We start from the raw sequence: 22,510 nt of genomic DNA, 5'->3' as shown, positions 1-22,510 counted from the left end.
GGTCATCTCAATTGTTCATCAAACTTGTAGCATACATGGCCTTTTCATCAATCTAGGCAGCAACTGAATAGCCCCTATTTCTGTAGGCGCCTGACGTCCGCTGTTGGCTGCTTCTGGCCGTAAGCGGAAGCGGTGCTATCTGCCCCTAAGAGGTGTGTTCAAGCTCGTCGTTTGAGCTTTAGCGAATTTCCCTGGCTCACTTTTCTAAACTGACGACTCACCGTCGCGCGAGCCCATACAGTGGCGGGCCTGAAAGCAAAGCTCGCACTTGATTTAGGTTGTCACCAACGGTCATTGAAGCGAAATGCCTTTATACCAGCGGCTGGGCGATCCTATTGATAAGTTCCGGCCCATCATTCCGCACGTTCCCGACGTCCTTACCCACCGGATGCCACTCGAATTCCTCGACGCATAAACCATGCGCCAGTGCTAGCTCCTCAGCCTTGAGCGGCAAAAGCTCCTGCTGCATCCAGAGCGCAGCGTACTCTGGCGATAGAACCAGAGGACGCCGATCGTGAATATCGAGCATGCCGGCAGCGCTAGATGACGTAATGACAACAAAGCCGTCGCCGTCTCGGGGTTCCAGCGAGGCGCCTCGCTGAAACCGCCCGAGCGCAGCGAAAAACATCGGCTCGCCGCTACGGAGCGTGATGTAGTAGGGCTGCTTGATCTTCGGGTTGGCCGCGTCCTTCTTCCACTCGTACCAACCATCAGCGGGCACTATTGCGCGGCCGGTTTGCCAGATATCGCGAAAGAACTTGCTAGTCGCGGCCGTTTCCACCCTGGCATTTATCGCTGGTGGTCGCTTCCCCTGTGCCCACAATGGGGCGTAACCCCACTTGACCGGCTCCATGCGCAGGCCATCATCGTCCTGGTGCAGGAGCTGAACCAGTGATTGCGGACACACGTTGTAGCGTCCGATTGGCTCAGGATTCACGCTGCCACGCAATGGCAAGGGCAGCTGCATCGCGATCTTGTCCAGGTACTCATAGGCGATTCGGTACTGAGCGAAACGTCCACACATGGGTGCCCCCGCACATCTGGTTCAATTGACCGGACTCTAGCTTCAGAATACTGTATATGCATACAGTTATGAGGTCTGTGCCATGCCCGTCCATATGTTGGGACCTGCTGCTCCCGCCACAATTGCACTGCCGTTTTTCAGTTTCTGCGTGCCCGCCGGATTCCCGAGCCCAGCGCAGGACCACATGGAGGGGAGCATCTCGCTCGACGAGCTGATGAACATCCGAGCTCCGCATACCTACCTGGCGCGCGCAGACGGGGAGAGCATGATCCAGGTCGGCATTTTCGACCGAGACATTCTGATCATCGACCGGGGACGGGAGGCAGAAAAAGGGGAGGTGATCATCGCAGCGCTGAATAACGAGCCTCTGGTCAAGATTTTCGACCGAGCCGGCAGCCAGGTCATTCTGCGCTCGGCTAATCCGAAGTTCCCGCCGCGGTACCTCCTCGAAAGCGAAGAACTCTACGTATGGGGCGTGGTGTCATACAGCATCCGAATCCATGGCAAGTACTGAGCGGGCCATCGCCCTCATTGATTGCAACTCGTTCTACGCCAGCTGCGAGCGTGTCTTTCGACCAGACTTGCGCCGTACGCCTATCGTCGTGCTTTCGAACAATGACGGCTGCGTGATCGCGCGCTCGGCCGAGGCAAAGCAGCTCGGTATCAAAATGGGCGTGCCGTATTTTCAGATCCGGCGCGACCTGGAGCGTTGGGGCGTTGTGGTGTTTTCCAGCAATTACGCGCTGTAAACGGCGACATGAGCGAGCGCGTCATGACGGTCATCGAGAGCCTGGTGCCTGCGGTTGAGGTGTACTCAATCGACGAGTCGTTTGCCGACCTTACCGGTGTGCCAGACGTCGAAGTGCTCGGCAGGCGGATCCGCGCTGAGGTACTGCGCAGCACAGGTATCCCGGTCGGGGTGGGCATTGGGGGGACCAAGACGCTCGCCAAGTTGGCGAACCATTCAGCGAAGCGCTGGCAGAAGCAGACGGGTGGGGTAGTGGACCTTCTCGACCCGGTGCGGCGCGACAAGGTGCTGCGCGTGACTGACGTCGGCGATGTATGGGGTGTCGGTCGCCGGATGACCGAGCACCTGAACAGGTTGGGCATACGTACTGCTTGGGATCTAGCTAGCGCGGATGCCTGGACCCTGCGCAAAAAATTCAGCGTGGTCATCGAGAAAACCGCACGCGAACTGCGCGGGACGCCGTGCCTCGATCTGGAGGAGGTCGCGTCACCCAAACAGGAGATCTGCTGCTCGCGGATGTTCGGCAAGCGCCTGCGCGAGCTTGAGCCAATCAAGGACGCAGTGGCGGCATATGCCGCTCGGGCCAGCGAGAAGCTGAGGGCACAGCAGTCCATGTGCAAGCGCGTCCGAATCAGCATCCGTACCGGCATGTTTAATCCCGACGAGCCCAAGTTCGCGAAAGGCGTCGTGTGTGAGCTGCCGTATCCCACCAACGACACCCGCTACATCATCCGGGCGGCGATCGCTGGGTTGGAACACATCTATCGCGATGGCTTTTCGTTCAGCAAGGCAGAGGTCCTGCTGATGGACCTCTGCCAGCGCGGCGAGTACACCGACGATCTATTCGCCCAAACCCAGCCCGCCGCGTCGGAGCGCGTTATGGGCGTGCTCGATGCAATCAACGCCAAGTGGGGCCGCAATACCCTCCGGCCCGGCCGCGTAACCACCGCGCCGGACTGGGGCATGCGACGGGAGATGATGAGCCAAAGTTTCACGACCAGGCTGGATCAGTTGTGGGTGGTGCGGTGCAACTAGGCGAGTGCATGCGAGGACCGATGAATTCCAGGTACTGGTTGTAGTGCGATCGCTTGCATCCGTTGACCGCTGAAAGCGTAAAGAAAAAGCCAGGCAGTGCCTGGCTCTTGTGTTGGTCGGATAGCTTACTGAAGCCAACCCTCTACCTTTTCGGCGCCGTGCTTTTCTTTCCAAGCTTTCAAAATCTTATGATTGCCACCCTTCGTCTCTACCACCTCTCCAGTTTCTGGGTTTTTGTAAACCTTAACTTGGCGCTGCCGACGAGGCGCTTGAGACGTCGGGGTGGCGCTGATGCTGGTGCGGCTGGGCTGCGGATCCAATATTGAAATAATTTCGCGCAGGCCTACGTCATATTGCCCCATCAAATTGCGGAGTTTTTCCTCGAACTCGATTTCGCGCTTGAGTTTGTCGTCATTCTTAAGAGCATCAAGCTGCTTGAGCTGGGCTGCGAGCTGGGCTTCTAGAGCTTTGAATTCGGCGAGTTTGGACATGGGTAACCTTCGGAGAACGAAACTGCTTTGTGTGTCTCAGTCTACCGCTTGGGCACGGAGGGAGAAAACTAAGGACCGACCGATTTCGTGAGTAATTCAGTCATCGAGAAGGCTGGTACAGGGATGGCGCTGCGGAGTGTTTGTCAGCCAGAGAGGTGCGTACTTCCTGACATATGAAGTGGTGGGTTAGCAAAATGGGAGGTGACCAAGCGGCGGCCGTTGCATAGAAACGTCGCGCATCCCGTAGAGGAAGCGGACGTGAGCAGGCTTCTTCTGCTTTAGCAGAGGTAGCCATGCATAGCATCGAAATTGGAGCTAGCCATTTACCTGCGGCAAATGAAGAAAGCTGCCTTTTTTGACAACAATGGCAGCCGCTTCGCGAAGGCAGTTGATCATTTTGGTCTTATTGCTCGGTCTCGCTCCACATTCGTTTCGCTTACCTGCAAACGCCCAAAATGCTCAACTGCCCCATACTTGAAGGTTTCAAGTATGGGGCGCGGGGGCATACTTGAAGGAACGCTTCGCTGCTTCAAGTATGCCCCCGCAATTTTGTTGTCAAATCATAGCCGCCAGGCGTTGCCTGGCCGAAATGGCGATTGTGCACAGACGTGAGCTGCGCCATTCGCGGGCGCTGCCGCCCCGGCCTCAATCATAAGCCCGATCACTGCGGCACACTTGTCTTACGACCGCCATGTCACATGACTCGAGTGCTGCAGTCTCGCCGTGTCACTCGTAGGGCTTGCGGCAGTTAGTGAGTGTCGATGCGCCGGGTGACCGTGCCGTGTGTCTGTCACAGTGGCGTTATGAAGCGGTGTCCGGTCTGATGCCAAAGCGCCCACGCTTCAACTGAAATTTGTGTGGCAGCAGCCGACTGTCACGGAATTCTCGTCGCAGCGGATGCAAGTTCTTCGATGGTGGACTGTGCTCAGCGATAGGGCGTGCCAACCGTCGCCGCAAGCGATGCCCGGAGTTGCGTGAAAATTCGGTTTCTTTCCTGTTGTGTTCAGAACGAAAAAGGCCGCAGATTGGCTGCGGCCTTTTATTCATCCTGTCTCATAATCATCTCCAGGCGATGATTGTTTTGAACGCTACGCGCTAGCAAGGCTTTTGCTTAGTTCTCCTTCCTCGCTTTCCGCGTCCGGCTTGGTTTGCGAGCAGCTTTTTAAAATGCTCCCAGCGGATCTGCTCGGTCTGTGCGTTGTATGTCAGTCCCCGTTCCATCTGCTCCAGTAATCTCAGACTCAGTGGCTGCTCCAGGTAATGGTCTGCTGTGACTTCTGGTGCACCACCCTCATGGCCGAGCAGATAGGCGATCGTGGATGGAGATATGCCTGACCGTTCCAGCCGAACGGCAAACGAGCGACGGAGACTTTTAAAATTGAGCCCGCCATTAACCGCCGGCGGACAGTGCTGACCGATGTATCCTGTACCCGTGCACGGCCCGCAGAAAAACCGACTTGGGTCGCGGGAGTATAGGTGCTTTGGATCGAAGCTCAGCTCGTTGAAAAGCAGAGCGTCATTGCCATCGGCCTGGCGCCGTTCTTCTACGAAATTTAGAAAGCCCATCTCCACTAGCTTCGAGCAGATTGGAATCTGCCGAGCCGACGGCCCCGTCTTCAACGACTTGTTGTAGCCATTATCGTTGATATCGATAAGGTCTACGCCGTGGACATCCTGGATCACATCATGCACACGTAGCTGGCAGAGCTCGTTAAGCCGCGCGCCGGTATAGAGCCCAAGCGGGAGCAACCAAAACCGATAGGGCTTGGCGTCCTGGTTGATTTTCGGCAGGTCGCCTGCGAGATACTTTCTGTAGGGCCAGCCTGAGAACATCTGATTCAGATTGCTATCCAGAAATGGCTTGGTGATTTCGGCGTGTTTTGTATTGCAGGTCGCGACTTTGATCGCCTCGGTAATCAGCTTGCTCTCAAGTGCTTCGTCCAGCATTCGATTGAACAACTGATAGTAGGTCGTGAGGTTTGCGCCTTTGCTACCCGACGCAGCGTTCTGCTTGAGTAACGACGGTAGCTGATCCTTCAGACGCTGTACGTCGGCCCGATCAAGCTCAGCAACTCGGCGGGTAGGATTATCTTGCGTCAGAGCGATTTTTAGTTTCTCCATCCGCGCTCGAAGCATGTGCTCGGATTTCCCTGCGTAATTGTTTTCTCGCAGAAAGCGGGACAGCGTTATGTCCATGAACTCGGTAAGCAAAGGAGAAGACTGAAAGCGGTTTATCGCATCCGTAATCGCTGAAATGTTTGCCAACGCGATTCGCAAGTGTTCTTCATGGCCGGGTTCGACGATAAGACTCAGGCCTTTGTAAAAAGGAATGGAGAGGGGGGCAGTTACATTCATATATACCTCACAGTGGGTGAGGCTTGAGATTATTACTGGATGGATAAACAGTCAAGATAATCTATTAGGATTTACCATGCGATAGTTTTTATTGACAACTTGTCAATAATCGCAAGATGAGCAAAAGGTAAGAGCGAGCCCCTACCTTTTATTAGCTGAATATTATGCGTACGTTTTCCAGTGTCGCTTAGCAACCCGCACGCTGGGGAAGGGGGTGCCAACCGGGCGACCGACATTGAAAACGCCCTGGCGTTCTCGTAACTCTTGATAGTGCCGGTAATGGATGTGTCCCAGCCCTAGCCCGAAATCGAGCTTGTCGAGCTCGTCTTTGAGCACGTCAGACGGATAGCAGTCGCCGTACCCACCGGTGGTACTTTTATCCGAGTGGCCTACAAGCGCTTTGGCTTTCGCCAGGTCAAGGTTCTGTCTGCGAAATTGATTGATAAAGGTGTGGCGCAGACCGTGGTACGTCAGGCCGTCATCTCCCAGGCCGCAAAGCCCAAGGTAACCCCGGCTAATCTGGCTTGAGCCGAGAAACCAACGGCTCGCAACATGCCCGGGAGAAAGGTCGCCGTATACCCGAATATTGTCGAAAAGCGGAGCCTTGCCGTCTCGCTCGACAGCTTCCAGGCGTGCTTGATGAAACTCCAGGAAGCCCGACTCGATAAGCTGCCGGTGAATCGGCACCAACCTTTCCGAATCGGACGTCTTCAGCTGTTTCGACCCGCTTCGATTGATGCTGATGAGCCAGACGCCGAGTTCTTGCCGAATGTCTTCGAGCCGTAGCTGGCACAGCTCACTTAGCCTTGCGCCTGTAAAAAGGCCAAGCAGCGGCAGCCAAAACTTGTAGTCATCCAAGCGCCAGCGCGGCGGCGTGGTCAGTGTGTAGGCCGGACCGTGAAGAAGTTTCTCGATCTGGCTTGGGCTATACGTGCGCTTCCTCGGCGCCTCGGCTCCTTTGGTGCTGAATGCCAATCCGGCCGCGATATTTTCGGTGATGTAACCCTGATCATGAGCGTAGGTGACAAGGGCCCTTGCCAGCTCAAAAAACTTTTTCGCAGTGCGAGGGTTGATTGGCTCGAACTTACCGTCGCTAATGATCTTACTTAGCGGCTGGTTACGCGTGGCACGGAGGCGATGCCGGTTCTTCGGATAGCTACGCAGATGATCGCGTAGCGTGTTGAATTCAGCGCGAGTCAGCGTCTCGACTTGCCGGTGCCCGCCAAGCAGCTCGCACAGGCCTTCCAGGCGGGCCTTTGCGGTAATGCGAGTCCGCGGGTTAGCCCAGGCGCCTTCACGAATTTGCCGTTCTTCGTATTCCTTTACCAAAGCTGCGAGGCTCAACCCTGCGTTTGAACCACGCGCCGGCGAGACAATGCGATCGTTGACGGAGGGTTGCGTAAAGAGGGTTTCAAGCTTGGCTTTCTGCGCGTCGGGCAGAACGCTCCCGAGCGCATTCAGCAACGCGAGCGTGCCTGGATCCTGTGGCGGTGCCACAGCATCTGTCGGCGAGTTCAGCTCCGGAATCGTCTGCATAGGCTCGGCGGTTGCAGCAGAACCCAACATCCGCCGAACCAGGTCACCGATTTCCTGCATGGCTTGGGCGTAAGGATCTTGGTGATCGTCTTCCTGAAAGTAACGCAACAGCACCTTATCAACCTTCTGCAGCGTATACGTCAGCATGAGGACCGCAATGATGATGGAGCTAGTGAGCAGCTCAACCCGAAAGCTTTTCTTTTCTCTCAGATGCGCTTTCATGCACAGCGGATCGAGTTCGATAAGCATCACATAAAGCCCCGATCCCTCCTGCACCAAGAGCGCTCGATCAATGATGCGGAGCTTCAGATGCATCGCGTTGGCTTGCTGAAGATGAAAATGCAAAGCTTGCCGAGATTGCGGTAGTGCTGGGGGGATGTGCATGAGATTCCGACCCTGGTCTGGGCGGGCATGGCACAGGTATTCATAAAGCGTCATCGCTGCAAACGCAGGAGATTCTTTCGAGTAGCGACCTGGAGAGGGTGGGACAGTCTCAAGCACATCAAGGGCGGCGTAAATGTACCGGGCAGCGTCGCTGGCGACGTTGTGATTGCAGGTTCCGAGCGGCCAGTCGAAGCGTACGAACCCAACGCCAAGCGCTTTTACCAGTGCGGGCGTTGGTGTCAGTGCGAAGAAAATTTCGCCCCCTGGCTCGTGGCTATAGAGCACTACACGCTCGGCACTCTCTTTCATCATGCGAGCGTCGGCGACCGAAAGGTCTTGGTTCGCGAGCTTCATTGGCGACGGGCGGACTTTCCAAACTCGGTCGGCGAATTTAAGTGCTTCCGCTACCGCAAGGTGAAACCTTTGGAGGTCAACCAGCAGGCGGTCAGAAAAGAGCTCGACGTAGTGCTCGGTTGCCTTGGCAAGGAACTGCTCGAAAGAAGCATTCAGGTACTTAGCGAGATCGCGGGCTAGGGCTTCGTCGTGACTTAGCGCCCACCGGATTTGCGCGGGCAGCTTGGGGTTGGCTGCGAAATGCTTTGGGAAAGTCAGGTAGTACTGGAAGCCGGTTTTGGCTTGATAGACGAGGTGCGGAACACCTGTTTTGCTTTGGCGCTGGGACATGATGGCATACCTTTTGGATTCACAGACGGACTGTGAGTAATCCAATGCCATCAAATCTGGTCTGAAACCCGCGTTCTAGACGGGTTTCAGTGTTGAAATGGTGGAGCCGGGGGGATTTGAACCCCCGTCCGCCAGCTCTCCGCTATCGGTTCTACATGCTTAGCCAGATCTACTGAGTTAACTCCGCGCCGCCCGATTGGCAGGGTGCTTGGAGCGAGCTGTATGAGTTTTAGCCGTTACGTCTACAGCGAACTTGGCGGCGATCCTGTTCTGTCTGACAGTCATTTCGGGTTTACAGGCATCCCCTAGTGACCGCTGGAGCCGAAGCTACCAGATGAAGGTTAGGCGGCTAGCGCGTACCCTTCGTAGTTGTCGTCGTTGGCAACTATAAGTTTGCAACAGTTTATTTACGAGTTCTGTTACCAACTCGGCATGCCCCTCAAGTTTTGTTACCGGCGTCGAATCCTAATCGGCCCCTGGTGACGCTTGTGGTGCTGGGCGCGAGTGTACGGCGATCTTTACGGTGTGTCGATCACTTTTTAATCATGCTGGTTAAAAAGCGTACAGCTCGCTGCGGCAGGATCGTTTACACGATCCCACCGCCTTGGCTCAGTTGCCGCCGCCAGAGCCGGAACCGGCGGTGCCGCCACTGCCGGAGCTACCCGGGCCTTTCAACTCTTGCAGCGCTTTGGTGGAGTGGGCGATGCAGGCTTCGGTATCGCCGGACTGCTGAGCCTGGCGGGCCTGCTGGACGTACTCCTCGACCTTGCTCTTGGCCGGCTCACCCAAGGTGGCGGTGTTGGTGGCCATGTTGTCGTCGATTTCCTGCAAATTGGTCTGGCACAGATCGTTCTGTGCGAAGACGGCGGGGCTGGCGAGCAGTACCGCGGACGCGAGCAGTGCATGAACTTTCATTGTGGGTCCTCCAGTCTTGTGGACTTCCCGGGCCTGCCAGAGAACTGCTGAAACGGCGGCGCCGAGTCGAATCGAACCCGTCAGGGGCTCTAAAATTCCGACTGCGATTGCGCGTGAGCGTTCATCGAAGCGACACAAACGAAACGGCCCCGCTCCGCTGAGCAGGGCCGTAACGCCTGTGCTAGAGCGTTGGCGTCGCTGTTTTGCTTCGCGTTACGCGATCCACCAGGTAGACCAGCCCGTGATAGTCGATCTCGCCATGACGTGACAGGCCGATCTCGCAGGTGCGGCTGGTGGAGATGCCTTCATCGCATATCTGCACCGCATCTTTAAGGCTGCGCAGGGCGTGACTGTTGAGTTCCGGCGTGGTGAAGCCTTTGTCACCGGCGAAACCGCAGCAATGAATACCCTCCGGAACCACGACTTCCTTGGCGCAGCGGCGGGCGATATCGATCAGTGCCTGCGCTTCGCCCAGGTGCTGGGTGCTGCAGGTGACGTGCACGGCAATCGCTTTTTCCTGCGGCACGAAGTCCAGCTTGTCGAGCAGGTGTGTGCGGATGAAGCGCACCGGGTCGTACATGTCGAGGCGTTGATCTGTCAGGCCCTGGACCAAGCGCAGCGTGCAGGGGCTGGTGTCGCAGTAGATCGGATCAAGCCCGCCGCGGCTGGCCTTGAGCAGCGCGTCGAGCATTTCCTGGCGCTTGCGTTCGCCCTGTTCGGCATAGCCCTTGGAGGCGAACGGCTGGCCGCAGCACAGGTCGTTCAGGTGTTCGGGGAAGATCACTTGGTAGCCGGCCTTTTCCAGCAGGCTGCGGGTCTTGTCCAGTAGCGGCTCCTGCTCCTGGTCGCGTGCGGCCGGCGCCATTGCTCGGGAAACGCAGGCGGCCAAGTAGACAACGCGCGGGCGCTCGTCCTGAGCGCTGGGCTTGGGCAGATGCAGGTGTTGTAGCGGCTGCGGCGTGGCTGGGGTCCATTGCGGCACGCGGCCCTTGCTGGCGTTGGTCATGGTCGCGGACAGCTTGGCCAGGCGCTTGGTGCCGAGGATAATGTGCGCGCCATTGGCGGCATGCAGCATGAAACGGGTGCCCTGCACGGCCGTGGAGAAATGGTCGGCCAGCCAGTTGGCGGTGCCGGTTTTGTTCGCTTCACGCCCGCGTAGCTTGCGCACCAGGTCGCCGGTGTTGATGCCCACCGGGCAGCGCTGGGCGCAGAGGCCGGTGGCGGCGCAGGTTTCGATGCCGTGGTAATGGTAGAGGCGCTCGATCTCGGTGGTGTCGACACCGGCGCGCTTGCGTGCCTGGATGTCGCGCCAGATGACGATGCGCTGGCGTGGCGTCAGGGTCAGTCCGTTGGACGGGCAGACCGGCTCGCAGAAACCGCACTCGATGCACTTGTCGACGATCTCGTCGGCGGCCGGCATCGGCTTGAGGTTCTTCAGGTGGATGTCCGGGTCTTCGGAGAGCACCACGTCCGGGTTGAGGATGCCGGTGGGGTCGAGCAGGCGCTTGATCTTCCACATCAGCGCGTAGGCTTCGCTGCCCCATTCCAGCTCGACGAAGGGCGCCATGTTGCGCCCGGTGCCGTGCTCGGCCTTGAGCGCGCCGCCGAATTCGACTGCGACCAGCTGCGCCACTTCGCCCATGAAGGCTTCGTAACGGGCGACCTGGGCCGGATCATCGAAGCCCTGGGTGAAGACGAAGTGCAGGTTGCCCTCCAGCGCGTGGCCGAAAAGGATCGCCTCGTCGTAACGGTGCTTGTCGAGCAGCTCGATCAGCCGATTGACGCCCTCGGCCAAGCGCTCAACGGGGAAGGTCACGTCCTCGATGATCACTGTGGTGCCGGTCTGGCGCACGGCGCCGACTGCCGGGAAGGTGTCCTTGCGGATCTTCCACAGCTGGTTGTAGACAACCGGGTCTTCGCTGAAGTCGACCTGCTTTTCCACCGGGAAATGCGCGATGGAGGTCATGATCAGGTTGATCTGCTCGTGCAGCAGCGACTGACTGGCGGCGCGCGATTCGATCAACAGTGCGCAGGCGGTCGGCGATAGCTCCTTCACCCACTCGGGCATGCCGGCCTTGTGCTCGACCGAGCGCAGGCTGCGACGGTCGAGCAGCTCCACGGCGGACACCGGTTGCTGCTTAAGTACCGGTACGGCCAGGCAGCAGGTTTCCACGTCAGGGAACACCACCAGCGCGCTGGCTTTGTGCGGGTGGTCCGGCACGGTGTCGTAGGTCACCGCGCTGATAAAGCCCAGCGTGCCTTCGGAACCGACCATCAGGTGGTTGAGGATATCCAGCGGCTCGTCGTAGTCGACCAGCGCATTGAGCGAGAAACCGGTGGTGTTCTTCAGTCGGTACTTGTGGCGGATCTTCGCCGCCAGTTCGCTGTTGGCGCGGGTTTCGCGGCCCAGCTCGGCCAGCTGTTCGAGCAGCGCCGCATGGCTCTGGCGGAAGGCGGCAACGCTGGAGGCGTCCTCGCTGTCGACCACGGTGCCATCGGCCAGCACGACGCGCAGGCCGGCGAGGGTTTTGTAGGTGTTCTGCGCCGTGCCGCAGCACATGCCGCTGGAGTTGTTGGCGACGATGCCGCCGATCTTGGCGGCGTTGATCGAGGCCGGATCAGGGCCGATCTTGCGCTGAAATGGCGCGAGCACGGCGTTGGCGTTGGCACCGATTACGCCGGGCTGCAGGCGGATCTGCTCGCCGCCGTTGCGAATCTCGCGGCCGTTCCAGTTGTCGCCGAGCACGATCAGCACCGAGTCGCTGATCGCCTGGCCGGACAGGCTGGTGCCCGCGGCGCGGAAGGTCACCGGGACGTTCTCCGCATGAGCCAGTTTGAGCAGCGCGATCACCTCGGCTTCGGATTCGACGCGCACCACCAGTTTGGGAATCAGCCGGTAGAAGCTGGCGTCGGTACCGAAGGCGAGGGTGGAGAGCGGATCGTCGAAGCGCCGCTCAATCGGGATCAGGCGCTCGACTTTGCGGAGAAACTCGGCCGGCAGCGGCGCGCGTTCAAGCTGGGCGGCCGCGTTCATGCGTCCTCCAGGATCAGCAGGATCAGATCCTTCGGCCCGTGGGCGCCGTAGGCCAGCACCTGCTCGATGTCGGCGGTTTTCGACGGGCCGGAGACCAGCAGCGCATTGGTCGGCATGCCGGCGGCCCACTGGAACTTCTGCTGGATCTCGTAGAAGTTGTCGTGGATCTCACTGGCCTTGAGGATGGCGAAGTGCACCGGCGGCACCAGGCTCATCAGGCGCGGCTCCTCGCGGGTCGGCCACATGATCAGGCTGCCGGTGGAGGCGATGGCGCCGAGGGTGCCGGTGAGGCTCGCCGGGGTGTCGTTGAACAGCTCGTCCTTCCAGTCCTCGACCGGGCGGTCGTAGGCCTTCAGCGTCGGCAGGCCTTCACGGCCAGCGCAATGCGCGGTGAAGCGCTGGCCGTACGGCGTGGTCGGGGCGATCAGCAGGCTCGGCAGTTGACGATCATGCAGCAGCTGTTCGAGGAGGGCGGGCCAACCGGCGTCCGTGGTCAGGTGGATCTCGGTGTGCACCGCTTCCATCAGCTGGCGCAAGCGGGCGATGCGCTGCTCGGGCGCGTAGCTCCAGGGTTGGGTGACCAGCGATACGTCGTAGTCATCGACGATAGGCGTGGTGCCCTCCAGGCTCTTCTTCAGCTTGGCGAGGATATTGGCCTTGGCGCTCATCGCTTGCCCTCCAGGTGCTCGCGGGCCAGCTCGTGAAGCGAGCGGGCGGCAGGTTTCGGTGCGCTGTGGTTCTGCGTCCAGGGGCCGATGTTCGATGGCGTCAGGCCGCGCAGGCGAGTGGCGAAGAAGCCGAACACGCGGTACAGCGCCGGGCTGGTGTTGAGCAGGCGCCAGCCGGCCCACATCAGTCGTTCTTTCTTCGAGTATTTGCTGCCCTGGCCGCGCATGACCTTGTGCGGATCGTCCGGTGCCTTGATGTTCTCCTCACGCAGGCGGCGCAGGATGGACGGGATCGGGATCTTCACCGGGCAGACTTCGCCGCAGGCGCCGCACAGCGACGAGGCGCTGGGGTGATCCGGCACCTTGTCCAGGCCGACCATGTGCGGCGTGATGATCTTACCGATCGGTCCGGGATAGACCTCGCCGTAGGTGTGGCCGCCGACGCGGGTGTACACCGGGCAATGGTTCATGCAGGCGCCGCAGCGGATGCAGTTCAGCGTCTGGCGCAGCTCGCTGTCGGCGAAAGCCTGGCTGCGGCCGTTGTCCAGCAGGATCAAATGCACTTCCTGCGGGCCGTCGAGCTCGTCGGCCTTGCGCGGGCTGGAGATCATGTTGACGTAGGTGGTGATCGGCTGGCCCAGTGCCGAGCGGGTCAGCAGCGAGAGCAGCGGGACCACGTCACGCAGGTTCTCGACCACCTTCTCGATGCCGGTGACAGCGATATGTACCGGCGGCACGCCGGTGGACATGCGCCCGTTGCCCTCGTTTTCCACGAGCAACAGGGTGCCGGTCTCAGCCACCGCGAAGTTCACGCCGGAGACGCCGATATCGGCCTCGAAGAACTTCTGGCGCAGGGTGCGGCGGCCGATCTGAATGAGTTGGTCGACGTCCTTGGTGTACTCCACGCCGAGTTTCTCGTGGAACAGGGACGCGACCTGGCCGGCGTTCTTGTGGATTGCCGGCATGATGATATGTGAAGGCTTCTCGTGGTCGAGCTGGACGATGTACTCGCCCATGTCCGATTCCAGGCATTCGATGCCATGGCCTTCGAGGAAATGGTTCATCTCCATCTCTTCGCTGACCATCGATTTGCCCTTGATCACTTGGCGCGCCTCATGAGCGCGGGCGATCTCGAGGACGATGTTGTTCGCCTCTTCAACCGTCTCCGCCCAGTGCACGTTCACACCATTGCGGGTCAGGTTGGTTTCCAGTCGCTCGAGCAGTTCGGGCAGCTTGGACAGTGCACGGGCGCGGATACGGTTGCCCATCTCGCGCAGCCGCTCGCGTTCGTCGGCATCGCTGAAGGCCACTGCGCGCTTGGTCATCAGCGAGTCCATGGCGGTGCGGAAGTTGCGCCGCAGCTGGTCGTCCTTCAGGGACTTGCGGGCGCGGGCGCGGAAATCCGGGTCACCGGCGTTCTCGATCTGTATCGCGGGAATACGCTGTTCGGCGTTCATCGGGCACCTCCGGTGCGTTGCCAGAGGAAGCTCGCCAGATGCTGGCCGCGCAGGGCTTCACGCTGCTTTTCCAGCGAACCATTGATGTTCATCAGGCAGCCGCAGTCGGCGCTGATCACCTGATGCGCGCCGGATTCCTTCAGTGCGCGGGTCTTGTCCAGCACCATGGCGCCGGAGATATCGGGCATGCGCACGCTGAAGGTGCCGCCGAATCCGCAGCATTCGCTTTCGTGATCATGCTCGACGCGCTCGACCTGGCCCAGCTGGGCAAGCAGGGCACGGCCGTGCAGGTGGGTGTTCATTTCGCGGCGGGCCGAGCAGGAGGTATGCAGGGCAACCTTGGTCGGCGTGCCGGCGTCCTTGAATTCGACCTTGCAGACATTGAGCAGGAACTCGGCCAGCTCGAAGGTGCGCTCGGCCAAGGCCTGCGCCTTCTTCAGCGTGGCCGGTTCGTCCTTGAACAGGTCCAGATAATGGTGGCGCAGCATGCCGGCGCAGGAGCCGGACGGCACCACCACTGGCCAGTCGTTGGCGAACAGGTCCAGTTGCGCCCGTGCGACGTTGCGGGCCTCGTCGGTGTAGCCGCTGGTGTAGGCCGGCTGACCGCAGCAGGTCTGGCCCTGCGGGTAGTGCACGGTCAATCCTTCGCGTTCCAGCAGGCGGATGGCATCCAGGCCAGCCTCAGGATAGAACAGGTCGACCACGCAGGTGCCGAACAGATAAACCTGGCTCGGCTTGGCGGGGTATTCGCGCGGCTTTGGCAGCGGCGGCGCGACGCGGGTAGCGTTCGGCGCAGCATCGTAGAAGAGTTCGCTCATCGGCTTGGTCTCCGGGTTAGCCCGGTTATCCGCAAACAGGCTCTTGAAAAACTATCTGCGTTGGCAATACGTCGTTAAAAGCAGCCTCAGAATGCTCATTTAGGAACCTAAACTCGTATGCGAGCCCAGTCCTTTCTTCGGCTACTTTTGCCTCGTCTTGCCTGCCTCGCCTACGTTTTTCAATGCGCCTGTCAGGTGCGGTTTCTGGAATGCAACCGTGCCCCCAAGCGGGGGCACGATTCCTGTTTCTTACACTCCGACCAACGGGTCGGTCACGCCTAGCACGTAGATGGCGATCAGGCCGATCACCCCCGTGAACAGCACGTAGTACAGCGTAGGCCATATGGTCTTGCGCAGCGTGGAGCCTTCACGACCGAGCAGGCCGACGGTGGCGGATGCGGCCACCACGTTGTGGATCGCAACCATGTTGCCCGCTGCAGCGCCAACGGCCTGGGTGGCAACTACCATCGCTCCGGAAATGCCGAGCGACTGGGCAACGCCAAACTGGAACTGGCTGAACATCATGTTGCTGACAGTGTTGGAGCCGGCGAGGAACGCACCCAGTGCACCGACAGCTGGCGCCAGCAGCGGGTAGATGCTGCCGACGCTATCGGCGACGTAGCGCGCCATGACGATCGGCATGCTGGCCAGCTCGGCACCGTTGACGCCGGAGTTGATCAGGATGCGCACCATCGGCACGGTGAACAGCAGTACGAAGCCAGCGCTGAGCAGTACGCCGCTGGATTCCTTCACCGCCGCCTTGAGCTCGGAAACGCGCATGCCATGCAGGAAGAAGGTAATCAGCACCACCATGACGAGGATGCCGCCCGGCAGGTACAGCGGCTCGATGCCCGCATTGATACCGGTTTCGCCGAGGATGTTGGCAAAGGCGATGGATACCGATTTCAGCGCAGCGGTGACCTGCGGGAACACCCGGCTGATCACCAGGATCGCACCGACCAGCACGTAGGGCAGCCAGGCCCGGAAGGCGCTCATCGGGCGGGCAGCCATCTCGTCCAGCTTCATTTCGATGGTGCCCAGCCACTCGGCCGGCCATTCCTTGGCGTCGGCGAAGTCCCAGGTGGTCTTCGGCGTCAGGAACTTGAAGCGGGCAGCAGTGGTGACGATCGCCAGGCCAACCAGGCCACCCAGCAGCGACGGGAATTCCGGGCCGAGGAAGATGCCGGTGGCCGCGTAGGGCAGGGTGAATGCCAGGCCGGCGAAGATCGCGAACGGCAGCACCTCGAAGCCGGCTTTCCAGCTCTTCTCCTTGCCGAAGAAGCGGGTCAGCATCAGCACCATGATCAGCGGCATCACGGTGCCGACGATGGCATGGGTGATCGCCACGCTGCTGGTGATCTGCTGCAAGTAGGCGTTCCAGCTGGAACCCTGCGCGACCAGTTGCGCGCCGATGGTGGCGGTATCCAGGCCGCTATTGATGCCAACGACGATCGGCGTACCGACCGCACCGAAGGACACTGGCGTACTTTGCACCAGCATGCCGAGCAGGACTGCGGCCATCGCCGGGAAGCCGACCGCTACCAGCAGCGGTGCGGCGATGGCGGCCGGAGTGCCGAAGCCGGAGGCACCTTCGATGAAGCAGCCGAACAGCCAGGCGATAATGATGGCCTGGATGCGGCGGTCAGGGCTGATGGTGGTGAAGCCGGCACGAATGGCTGTGATGCCGCCGGAATGCTTCAGGGTGTTCAGCAGCAGAATAGCGCCGAAGATGATCCACAGCAGGCCCAGGGTGATCACCAGGCCTTGCAGCGTCGAGGCAATGATGCGATTGACGCTCATGTCCCAGACGAACAGCCCGATGGCTGCGGTGAACAGGAAGACCAGCGGCATGGCGCGGCTGGCGGGCCAGCGCAGGCCGATCAGCATGATTGCCGCGAGCAGAATGGGTGTGAAGGCGAAAAGTGCGAGCAGTCCGTTGGACATGTCAGGCTTCCCCTGCGGTTCGGTTCAGATGGGGCCCTGAGCGGACCGTGGAGTTGTTGTTGTGCGCAGATCTCATGCTGAGTCCTCTTATTTTTAGACCACCTGTAAAGTGGTAAGACCAATTAACAGGATGGAATGGCCAGCGTAAGAGCTGCGTATAGGGGCGTCAATTAGCTAGCTATAGACTTTGGTCGCAACAGTCACCCTTGTGCGGATGCACGGTCATGGCTAGCATTTCTCGATTGGTAAGACCATTCGGGGGCTGATATGGATGTGGGGATGGTGCGGCAGCGGCGGCTGGCGGACGACATCGTCGCGCAGCTGGAAACCATGATTCTCGAGGGCACGCTCAAAGCGGGTGAACGTCTCCCTGCCGAGCGCGCCCTGGCTGAAAGCTTTGGGGTTTCGCGGCCTTCGTTGCGTGAAGCGATTCAGAAGCTCGCGGCCAAGGGCTTGCTGGTCAGTCGGCATGGTGGAGGCACGTTCGTCGCCGAGTCGCTGGGCTCGACGTTCAGCGATCCGTTGCTGCACTTGCTGGAAAACAACAGCGATGCGCAGCGCGACTTATTGGAGTTTCGCCACACGCTCGAGGGCAGCTGCGCCTACTACGCAGCGCTGCGTGCGACCGAGGTGGATCGGAAGCGGCTCACCGAAGCCTTTTCCGCATTGCAGGACTGCTACGCCCGGGAAGGCAAGGTCTCCCGGGCGGAAGAGGGCGCAGCCGATGCCCAGTTCCATCTCGCCATTGCCGAAGCCAGCCACAACGCGGTGCTGCTGCATACCATCCGTGGCCTGTTCGACCTGCTCAAGCGCAACGTGGTGACCAATATCGGCGGCATGTACGCCCTGCGTGACGAAACGCGGGACATGCTGATGAGCCAGCATCGCGAGTTGTACGAGGCGATCATGGCCAGGCGAGCGACCGAGGCGCGGGAGGTCATTCATCGGCATATCAATTACGTGCAGGAAGTGCTGGCTGAAGGTCAGCAGGAGGCTCAGCGTCTGGCGCGCGCGCAGCGTCGGCAGGGTGAAAGGATGCAGAAGGAAGGTTGAGGGCGGGGCCGGCATTGGCTGCCGGCTCGGTATCACTGCTTGGGCTGATCAGGCCAAGCGCTGAGCGTGGCTCAGTCGTCCTTGCCCTTGGTACGCATGGCGCGCTGAATCTCCCGATCGGAATCACGTTCCTTCTCGGTGTGACGCTTGTCGTACTCCTTCTTGCCTTTGCCGAGGGCGATCTCGCACTTGATCATGTGCTTTTTCCAGTACAGCGAAAGCGCCACGCAGGCGTAACCTTTCTGCTGCACGGCACCGAACAGCTTGCCCAGCTCGCGCTTGTTCAGCAGCAGCTTGCGGGTGCGGGTCGGGTCAGCGATGACGTGGGTGCTGGCGCTGGTCAGCGGCGTGATGTGCGCGCCCATCAACCAGGCTTCACCGTCCTTTAGCAGGACGTAGCTGTCCACCAGCTGAGCCTTGCCAGCACGCATGCTCTTCACTTCCCAGCCGGCCAGGACCAGGCCTGCCTCGAATTTCTGTTCGATGAAGTAATCGTGTAGCGCTTTCTTGTTCAGCGCGATGGTCCCGGGGGACTGTTTCTTCTGTTTGGCCATAGGGGCCGCATTATAGGGAGTCCCGCTGCGGCTGGCGACAGCCTGCAAGAGGGCTGGCGGCAGAAACTTGAGGGGCAGCCGTTAATCCCCGACAATGTGTCCCGCTTTGCGCTGAGCGATTTCCCGGCATCGTCCGGAACGCGGTTGCGGGCTGGCTGCGCCAACGTTCGGGTGGCGCGCAATGAAATGACGACGTAGAAGGTCCGCATGACGACGCACATTCAACGTTCCGCGCTGCTGCCGTATCCCGCGCAGGCGCTGTTCGACATGGTCAATGATGTAGCCAGCTACCCGCAGTTCCTGCCTTGGTGTTCTGCGACCGAGGTGCTTTCCAGTAGCGAGACCGAAATGCATGCCAGCATGACGGTGGCGAAGGCTGGGTTGAGTCAGCGCTTCATGACGCGTAACGCGCTGGAGTTCGGCAAGCGGATCGAGATGACGCTTGAGGAAGGACCATTTAGCCATCTACATGGCATCTGGGAGTTCAAGGCGCTGGGTGAAAAGGCCTGCAAGATCAGCCTGGACCTGACCTTCGATTACGCCGGGCCGCTGGTCAAGGCTACGCTCGGGCCGCTGTTCAACCAGGCAGCCAACACCTTGGTCGATGCCTTCTGCGAACGGGCGAAGCAGCTTTATGGATAAGTCATCGATTGCGGTCGAAGTGGTTTATGCGCTGGCGGACAAACAGAAGCTGCTGCAGATGACTGTGCCCGCCGGCACCACCGTGCGCGAGGCTGCGCTGCGTTCGGGCCTGGATGCGCACTTTCCTGGACTGGATCTCTCTTCTGCGCCACTGGGGATTTTCGGCAAGGCGGTGCCAAAGCCCGAAGAAAGGGTGCTGGAGGAGGGGGAGCGCGTCGAGATCTACCGGCCGTTGATTGCCGACCCGAAAGAGGTGCGCAAGCAGCGCGCCGCGCGGGCGGCCAAAAGCAAAGGCGAGACGCCCGAAGCAGACGCCTGAACATGTTGAAACAAAAACGCCCGGGCTAGCCGGGCGTTTGGTTATTCGGTTTCAAGCGGTTCGGGAATCGGTACCGGAACCGGCTCGGCCTGGTCCACTTCTCGTTGAATTTGCTCGAGCAGCGAGCCCGGAGCTGGGCGCTCTTCAGGCTGGCTTGGCTTGGCTGCAGGTGAGGTGACCGGCGTCTTAGCGTCGCGACCAAGGATCTGCTCGTCACGACTCACGCCAGGCATGAAATCGCCAGCCAGACCCGCCAGTTGGTCGTTCGCGTTGAATACCAGGCTCACACGCTCCTGCTGGCGCTGACTTCCACCGGGCTGGATGCTGTACAGGTAGTCCCAGCGGTTGGCATGGAAGGTATCGGTGATCAGCGGGTTGCCCATGATAAACCGCACCTGCTGGCGGGTCATTCCGGGGCGCAACTGGTCTATCATGTCCTGCGTGACGACATTGCCCTGTTGAATGTCGACCTTGTAAACCCCGGGAAATGAACAACCGGCGAGTGCGAACAGACCCACGAGGGTGAGGCTGGTCAGCATGAGCTTGGTGTTTTGCATCGGTGGGTGACTTCCACTATCTTGGCTGGGCAAAGAACCCGGATCATACCCGTATTGAAGGAGGCTGCGAAACAGCAGCAGCGAGAAAGCCAACCATGGTCGAAAATAGCGAACTACGTAAAGCTGGGCTCAAGGTAACTCTGCCGCGGGTGAAGATCCTGCAGATGCTGGACACTACCGATCGCCGTCACATGAGTGCCGAAGACGTCTACAAGGCGTTGATGGAAGCGGGTGAGGATGTCGGTCTGGCGACGGTCTATCGCGTGCTGACCCAGTTCGAGGCGGCCGGCCTGGTAGTTCGGCACAACTTCGATGGTGGTCATGCCGTCTTCGAACTGGCCGACGGTGGCCACCATGACCATATGGTCTGCGTCGATAGTGGCGATGTCATTGAGTTCTTCGATCCCGAGATCGAGAAGCTGCAGAAAGAGATCGTCAAGCGCCACGGCTACGAGCTGGTGGATCACAATCTGGTGCTCTACGTGCGCAAGAAAGACTGATCTTCAGTGCGTGAAAAAGGCGGCCAAGGCCGCCTTTTTTGTGCCTGCCCATTGGGTTCAGGCCTGGGCCGATGTGACCATCTGCCGGGCATGTGCCAGCGATTGCTCGGTCAGGTCGACACCGCCGAGCATTCGCGCGATCTCCTCGACGCGGCCGGCCTGATCCAGTTCGGCTACCGCGGTACGGGTTTCATCGCTGCCGCGGGCCTTGTGCACGAACAGGTGATGGTGCCCCTGCGCGGCAACTTGGGGCAGGTGGGTGACAGTCAGCACCTGGCCGCGCTCACCGAGGCGTCGCAGCAGCTGCCCGACAACCTCCGCGGTGGGGCCGCCGATGCCAACGTCGACTTCGTCGAATACCAGCGTCGGTACGCGAGACGTCTGCGCCGTGATGACCTGAATCGCCAGGCTGATGCGTGACAATTCGCCGCCGGATGCGACCTTGGCCAACGGTCGCAGAGGCTGGCCGGGGTTGGCGCTGACCAGAAACTCCACTTGCTCGAGGCCATACGGCATCAGCTCACCTTCGGCAGCGGGCTTGAGTTGCACGCTGAACTTGCCGCCTGGCATGCCCAGTCGCTGGATTTCCACTTCCACCGCGCTCGCCAGCTGATCGGCTGCTGCCTGGCGTATGCGGCTAAGTTCGCCGGCTTTCTCTTCATAGTGCCGGGCATAGGCCGCCAGCTCCTCGCCAAGACGCTCAACGGCTTCGTCATCGGCGTTGAGTCCTTCGAGCTCTTCCAGCAGTTGCTGATGCAGGGCTGGCAGTTCGGTGGGTTGGACGCGGTGCTTGCGGGCCAAGGTGTAGATGGTGTCTAGGCGCTCTTCCAGCGTCTGCTGGCGCTCGGGGTCGGCGTCGAAATGATCGACGAAGCGGTTGAGTTCGCCGATGGCCTCTTCGACCTGAATCTGCGCGCTGGCCAGCAGGTTAACCGCTTCGCTCAGGGCTTGCGGCTGGTTCTGGAATGCGGTGAGGCGTTGCAGGCTGCTGGTGAGTGCCGACAGCACGTTGCCGGCATCGCTCTCGCTGCACAGCTCCATGACCTGGCGGCAAGCGCCGAGCAGCTGTTCGGCGTTGGCGAGGTGCTTGTGTTCCTGCTCCAGTTGCTCCAGCTCGCTTTCGCCAAGCGCAAGATTTTCCAGTTCTTCGAGCTGGTAGCTGAGCAGCTGATGGCGGGCGCGTTGTTCATCGCCGCTGTTACTCAGTCGCTCCAGCGTCTGGCGGGTCTGCCGCCAGCGTTGCGCAGCCAGTTGCACCTGGCGCGCTAGTTCCTGGCTGCCGCTGTACTCGTCGAGCAGGCGCCGATGGGTATCGGTCTTCAGCAGGGATTGGTGCTCGTGCTGGCTGTGGATATCGATCAGCAGCTCACCAAGCGCCTTGAGGTCGCCCTGTGGGCAGGGCGTGCCATTGATATAGCCGCGGGAACGACCTTCGGCGGTGATGACGCGGCGCAGGATGCAGGGGCCGTCGTGGTCCATGTCGCGCTCGGCAAGCCAGTCGCGGGCGTCGGGAATGTCATCCAGGTCGAAGCTGGCAAGAATGTCCGCCTTGTCGGCGCCGATGCGCACCACGCTGCTATCGGCCCGGTCGCCCAGCGTCAGGCCGAGCGCGTCGAGCATGATCGACTTGCCTGCGCCGGTTTCACCGCTGATGACGCTCATGCCGCGTTTCAGCTCGAGGTCGAGATGCTCGACGATGGCGTAGTTGTGTACCGACAGATGAACCAGCATGGCAAGGCTCCCGATGTTTGCGTGGCTGGCTATTTATACAGTGGTTTTCCCTGCGGCTACA

The 22,510-nt window shown here is 60.2% G+C and carries 18 protein-coding genes, 1 other RNA gene and 1 pseudogene; 6 read left to right on the top strand and 14 right to left on the bottom strand.

Annotated elements, in window-relative coordinates; all coding sequences use genetic code 11:
* Positions 1–310: 310 nt before the first annotated feature.
* Positions 311–1,024 (bottom strand): SOS response-associated peptidase family protein, encoded by a 714-nt coding sequence (locus UIB01_RS16895; RefSeq protein ID WP_011914413.1) that lies wholly within the window; start codon positions 1,022–1,024, stop codon positions 311–313.
* A gap of 82 nt (positions 1,025–1,106) precedes the next feature.
* On the opposite strand from UIB01_RS16895, the gene UIB01_RS16890 reads away from it, so the two are divergent.
* Together UIB01_RS16890 and umuC are read left to right on the top strand one after the other, a co-directional pair.
* The gene (locus tag UIB01_RS16890; protein WP_011914412.1) at positions 1,107–1,538 is read left to right on the top strand and encodes a LexA family protein; all 432 of its coding nucleotides are present in this window, start codon (positions 1,107–1,109) and stop codon (positions 1,536–1,538) included.
* A pseudogene (gene umuC, locus UIB01_RS16880) lies at positions 1,525–2,807 on the top strand (translesion error-prone DNA polymerase V subunit UmuC). Before UIB01_RS16890 ends, umuC begins: the two are co-directional and overlap by 14 nt.
* A gap of 125 nt (positions 2,808–2,932) precedes the next feature.
* Here the strand turns inward: umuC and UIB01_RS16875 are convergent.
* The 10 genes from UIB01_RS16875 to UIB01_RS16835 all read right to left on the bottom strand — a co-directional run bounded on the left by UIB01_RS16875 (position 2,933) and on the right by UIB01_RS16835 (position 17,093).
* Positions 2,933–3,298, bottom strand: coding sequence for a histone-like nucleoid-structuring protein, MvaT/MvaU family (locus tag UIB01_RS16875; RefSeq protein WP_017243953.1), 366 nt, complete (start codon positions 3,296–3,298; stop codon positions 2,933–2,935).
* A gap of 1,095 nt (positions 3,299–4,393) precedes the next feature.
* Positions 4,394–5,653, bottom strand: a complete 1,260-nt coding sequence (locus UIB01_RS16870) for a site-specific integrase (protein WP_011914403.1) — start codon at positions 5,651–5,653, stop codon at positions 4,394–4,396.
* Between the two features lie 162 nt (positions 5,654–5,815).
* Positions 5,816–8,257, bottom strand: a complete 2,442-nt coding sequence (locus UIB01_RS16865) for a site-specific integrase (RefSeq protein WP_026006482.1) — start codon at positions 8,255–8,257, stop codon at positions 5,816–5,818.
* A gap of 98 nt (positions 8,258–8,355) precedes the next feature.
* Positions 8,356–8,734, bottom strand: a transfer-messenger RNA (tmRNA) gene (gene ssrA, locus UIB01_RS22895).
* Between the two features lie 132 nt (positions 8,735–8,866).
* Positions 8,867–9,172 carry a PA2433 domain-containing protein gene (locus UIB01_RS16860; protein WP_038663061.1) on the bottom strand — a complete coding sequence of 102 codons (306 nt, stop codon included), beginning with the start codon at positions 9,170–9,172 and terminating at the stop codon, positions 8,867–8,869.
* 181 nt (positions 9,173–9,353) lie between these two features.
* Positions 9,354–12,206, bottom strand: a complete 2,853-nt coding sequence (locus UIB01_RS16855) for an FAD-binding and (Fe-S)-binding domain-containing protein (RefSeq protein ID WP_038663059.1) — start codon at positions 12,204–12,206, stop codon at positions 9,354–9,356.
* Positions 12,203–12,874: a LutC/YkgG family protein gene (locus tag UIB01_RS16850; RefSeq protein WP_038663056.1), complete on the bottom strand. Its 672-nt coding sequence runs from the start codon at positions 12,872–12,874 to the stop codon at positions 12,203–12,205. The genes UIB01_RS16855 and UIB01_RS16850 overlap by 4 nt, the downstream gene beginning before the upstream one ends.
* Positions 12,871–14,331: a LutB/LldF family L-lactate oxidation iron-sulfur protein gene (locus UIB01_RS16845; RefSeq protein ID WP_038663053.1), complete on the bottom strand. Its 1,461-nt coding sequence runs from the start codon at positions 14,329–14,331 to the stop codon at positions 12,871–12,873. Before UIB01_RS16845 ends, UIB01_RS16850 begins: the two co-directional genes overlap by 4 nt.
* Entirely contained in the window at positions 14,328–15,149 is an 822-nt protein-coding gene (locus tag UIB01_RS16840) for a (Fe-S)-binding protein (RefSeq protein WP_038663051.1), read from the bottom strand. Before UIB01_RS16840 ends, UIB01_RS16845 begins: the two co-directional genes overlap by 4 nt.
* A gap of 249 nt (positions 15,150–15,398) precedes the next feature.
* Positions 15,399–17,093, bottom strand: a complete 1,695-nt coding sequence (locus UIB01_RS16835; protein WP_038663049.1) for an L-lactate permease — start codon at positions 17,091–17,093, stop codon at positions 15,399–15,401.
* A gap of 267 nt (positions 17,094–17,360) precedes the next feature.
* Between UIB01_RS16835 and UIB01_RS16830 the strand changes: the two genes are divergently transcribed.
* Positions 17,361–18,146 carry a GntR family transcriptional regulator gene (locus UIB01_RS16830; protein WP_038663046.1) on the top strand — a complete coding sequence of 262 codons (786 nt, stop codon included), beginning with the start codon at positions 17,361–17,363 and terminating at the stop codon, positions 18,144–18,146.
* Between the two features lie 71 nt (positions 18,147–18,217).
* Here UIB01_RS16830 and smpB read toward each other — a convergent pair whose 3' ends face one another.
* The gene (gene smpB / locus UIB01_RS16825) at positions 18,218–18,700 is read right to left on the bottom strand and encodes an SsrA-binding protein SmpB (protein ID WP_003299438.1); all 483 of its coding nucleotides are present in this window, start codon (positions 18,698–18,700) and stop codon (positions 18,218–18,220) included.
* Positions 18,701–18,907: 207 nt separating this feature from the next.
* Here smpB and UIB01_RS16820 point away from each other — a divergent pair, with 207 nt between their 5' ends.
* Both UIB01_RS16820 and UIB01_RS16815 read left to right on the top strand, forming a co-directional pair.
* Positions 18,908–19,342, top strand: coding sequence for a type II toxin-antitoxin system RatA family toxin (locus UIB01_RS16820; protein WP_014819218.1), 435 nt, complete (start codon positions 18,908–18,910; stop codon positions 19,340–19,342).
* On the top strand, positions 19,335–19,661 hold the full coding sequence (locus tag UIB01_RS16815; protein WP_038663042.1) for an RnfH family protein: 327 nt from the start codon (positions 19,335–19,337) through the stop codon (positions 19,659–19,661). Before UIB01_RS16820 ends, UIB01_RS16815 begins: the two co-directional genes overlap by 8 nt.
* A gap of 41 nt (positions 19,662–19,702) precedes the next feature.
* Here UIB01_RS16815 and UIB01_RS16810 read toward each other — a convergent pair whose 3' ends face one another.
* Positions 19,703–20,218, bottom strand: a complete 516-nt coding sequence (locus tag UIB01_RS16810) for an outer membrane protein assembly factor BamE (RefSeq protein ID WP_038663039.1) — start codon at positions 20,216–20,218, stop codon at positions 19,703–19,705.
* Positions 20,219–20,313: 95 nt separating this feature from the next.
* Between UIB01_RS16810 and fur the strand changes: the two genes are divergently transcribed.
* Positions 20,314–20,718 carry a ferric iron uptake transcriptional regulator gene (gene fur / locus UIB01_RS16805; protein ID WP_003280866.1) on the top strand — a complete coding sequence of 135 codons (405 nt, stop codon included), beginning with the start codon at positions 20,314–20,316 and terminating at the stop codon, positions 20,716–20,718.
* Between the two features lie 57 nt (positions 20,719–20,775).
* Here the strand turns inward: fur and recN are convergent, their stop codons facing one another.
* Entirely contained in the window at positions 20,776–22,449 is a 1,674-nt protein-coding gene (gene recN, locus UIB01_RS16800) for a DNA repair protein RecN (RefSeq protein ID WP_038663036.1), read from the bottom strand.
* Positions 22,450–22,510 lie beyond the last annotated feature (61 nt).

Source organism: Stutzerimonas decontaminans (assembly GCF_000661915.1).
Taxonomy (GTDB): Bacteria; Pseudomonadota; Gammaproteobacteria; order Pseudomonadales; family Pseudomonadaceae; genus Stutzerimonas; species Stutzerimonas decontaminans.
This window is presented reverse-complemented; position numbering and strand designations above follow the sequence as displayed.

Excerpts from the sequence above, each read along its gene's own strand:
- UIB01_RS16865 (WP_026006482.1), bottom strand. The coding sequence starts at position 8,257 with ATGTCCCAGCGCCAAAGCAAAACAGGTGTTCCGCACCTCGTCTATCAA.
- UIB01_RS16840 (WP_038663051.1), bottom strand. The coding sequence starts at position 15,149 with ATGAGCGAACTCTTCTACGATGCTGCGCCGAACGCTACCCGCGTCGCG.
- UIB01_RS16875 (WP_017243953.1), bottom strand. The coding sequence starts at position 3,298 with ATGTCCAAACTCGCCGAATTCAAAGCTCTAGAAGCCCAGCTCGCAGCC.
- UIB01_RS16895 (WP_011914413.1), bottom strand. The coding sequence starts at position 1,024 with ATGTGTGGACGTTTCGCTCAGTACCGAATCGCCTATGAGTACCTGGAC.
- UIB01_RS16810 (WP_038663039.1), bottom strand. The coding sequence starts at position 20,218 with ATGCAAAACACCAAGCTCATGCTGACCAGCCTCACCCTCGTGGGTCTG.
- recN (WP_038663036.1), bottom strand. The coding sequence starts at position 22,449 with ATGCTGGTTCATCTGTCGGTACACAACTACGCCATCGTCGAGCATCTC.
- UIB01_RS16830 (WP_038663046.1), top strand. The coding sequence starts at position 17,361 with ATGGATGTGGGGATGGTGCGGCAGCGGCGGCTGGCGGACGACATCGTC.
- fur (WP_003280866.1), top strand. The coding sequence starts at position 20,314 with ATGGTCGAAAATAGCGAACTACGTAAAGCTGGGCTCAAGGTAACTCTG.
- UIB01_RS16855 (WP_038663059.1), bottom strand. The coding sequence starts at position 12,206 with ATGAACGCGGCCGCCCAGCTTGAACGCGCGCCGCTGCCGGCCGAGTTT.
- UIB01_RS16845 (WP_038663053.1), bottom strand. The coding sequence starts at position 14,331 with ATGAACGCCGAACAGCGTATTCCCGCGATACAGATCGAGAACGCCGGT.
- UIB01_RS16815 (WP_038663042.1), top strand. The coding sequence starts at position 19,335 with ATGGATAAGTCATCGATTGCGGTCGAAGTGGTTTATGCGCTGGCGGAC.
- UIB01_RS16835 (WP_038663049.1), bottom strand. The coding sequence starts at position 17,093 with ATGTCCAACGGACTGCTCGCACTTTTCGCCTTCACACCCATTCTGCTC.
- UIB01_RS16890 (WP_011914412.1), top strand. The coding sequence starts at position 1,107 with ATGCCCGTCCATATGTTGGGACCTGCTGCTCCCGCCACAATTGCACTG.
- UIB01_RS16850 (WP_038663056.1), bottom strand. The coding sequence starts at position 12,874 with ATGAGCGCCAAGGCCAATATCCTCGCCAAGCTGAAGAAGAGCCTGGAG.
- UIB01_RS16860 (WP_038663061.1), bottom strand. The coding sequence starts at position 9,172 with ATGAAAGTTCATGCACTGCTCGCGTCCGCGGTACTGCTCGCCAGCCCC.
- UIB01_RS16820 (WP_014819218.1), top strand. The coding sequence starts at position 18,908 with ATGACGACGCACATTCAACGTTCCGCGCTGCTGCCGTATCCCGCGCAG.
- smpB (WP_003299438.1), bottom strand. The coding sequence starts at position 18,700 with ATGGCCAAACAGAAGAAACAGTCCCCCGGGACCATCGCGCTGAACAAG.
- UIB01_RS16870 (WP_011914403.1), bottom strand. The coding sequence starts at position 5,653 with ATGAATGTAACTGCCCCCCTCTCCATTCCTTTTTACAAAGGCCTGAGT.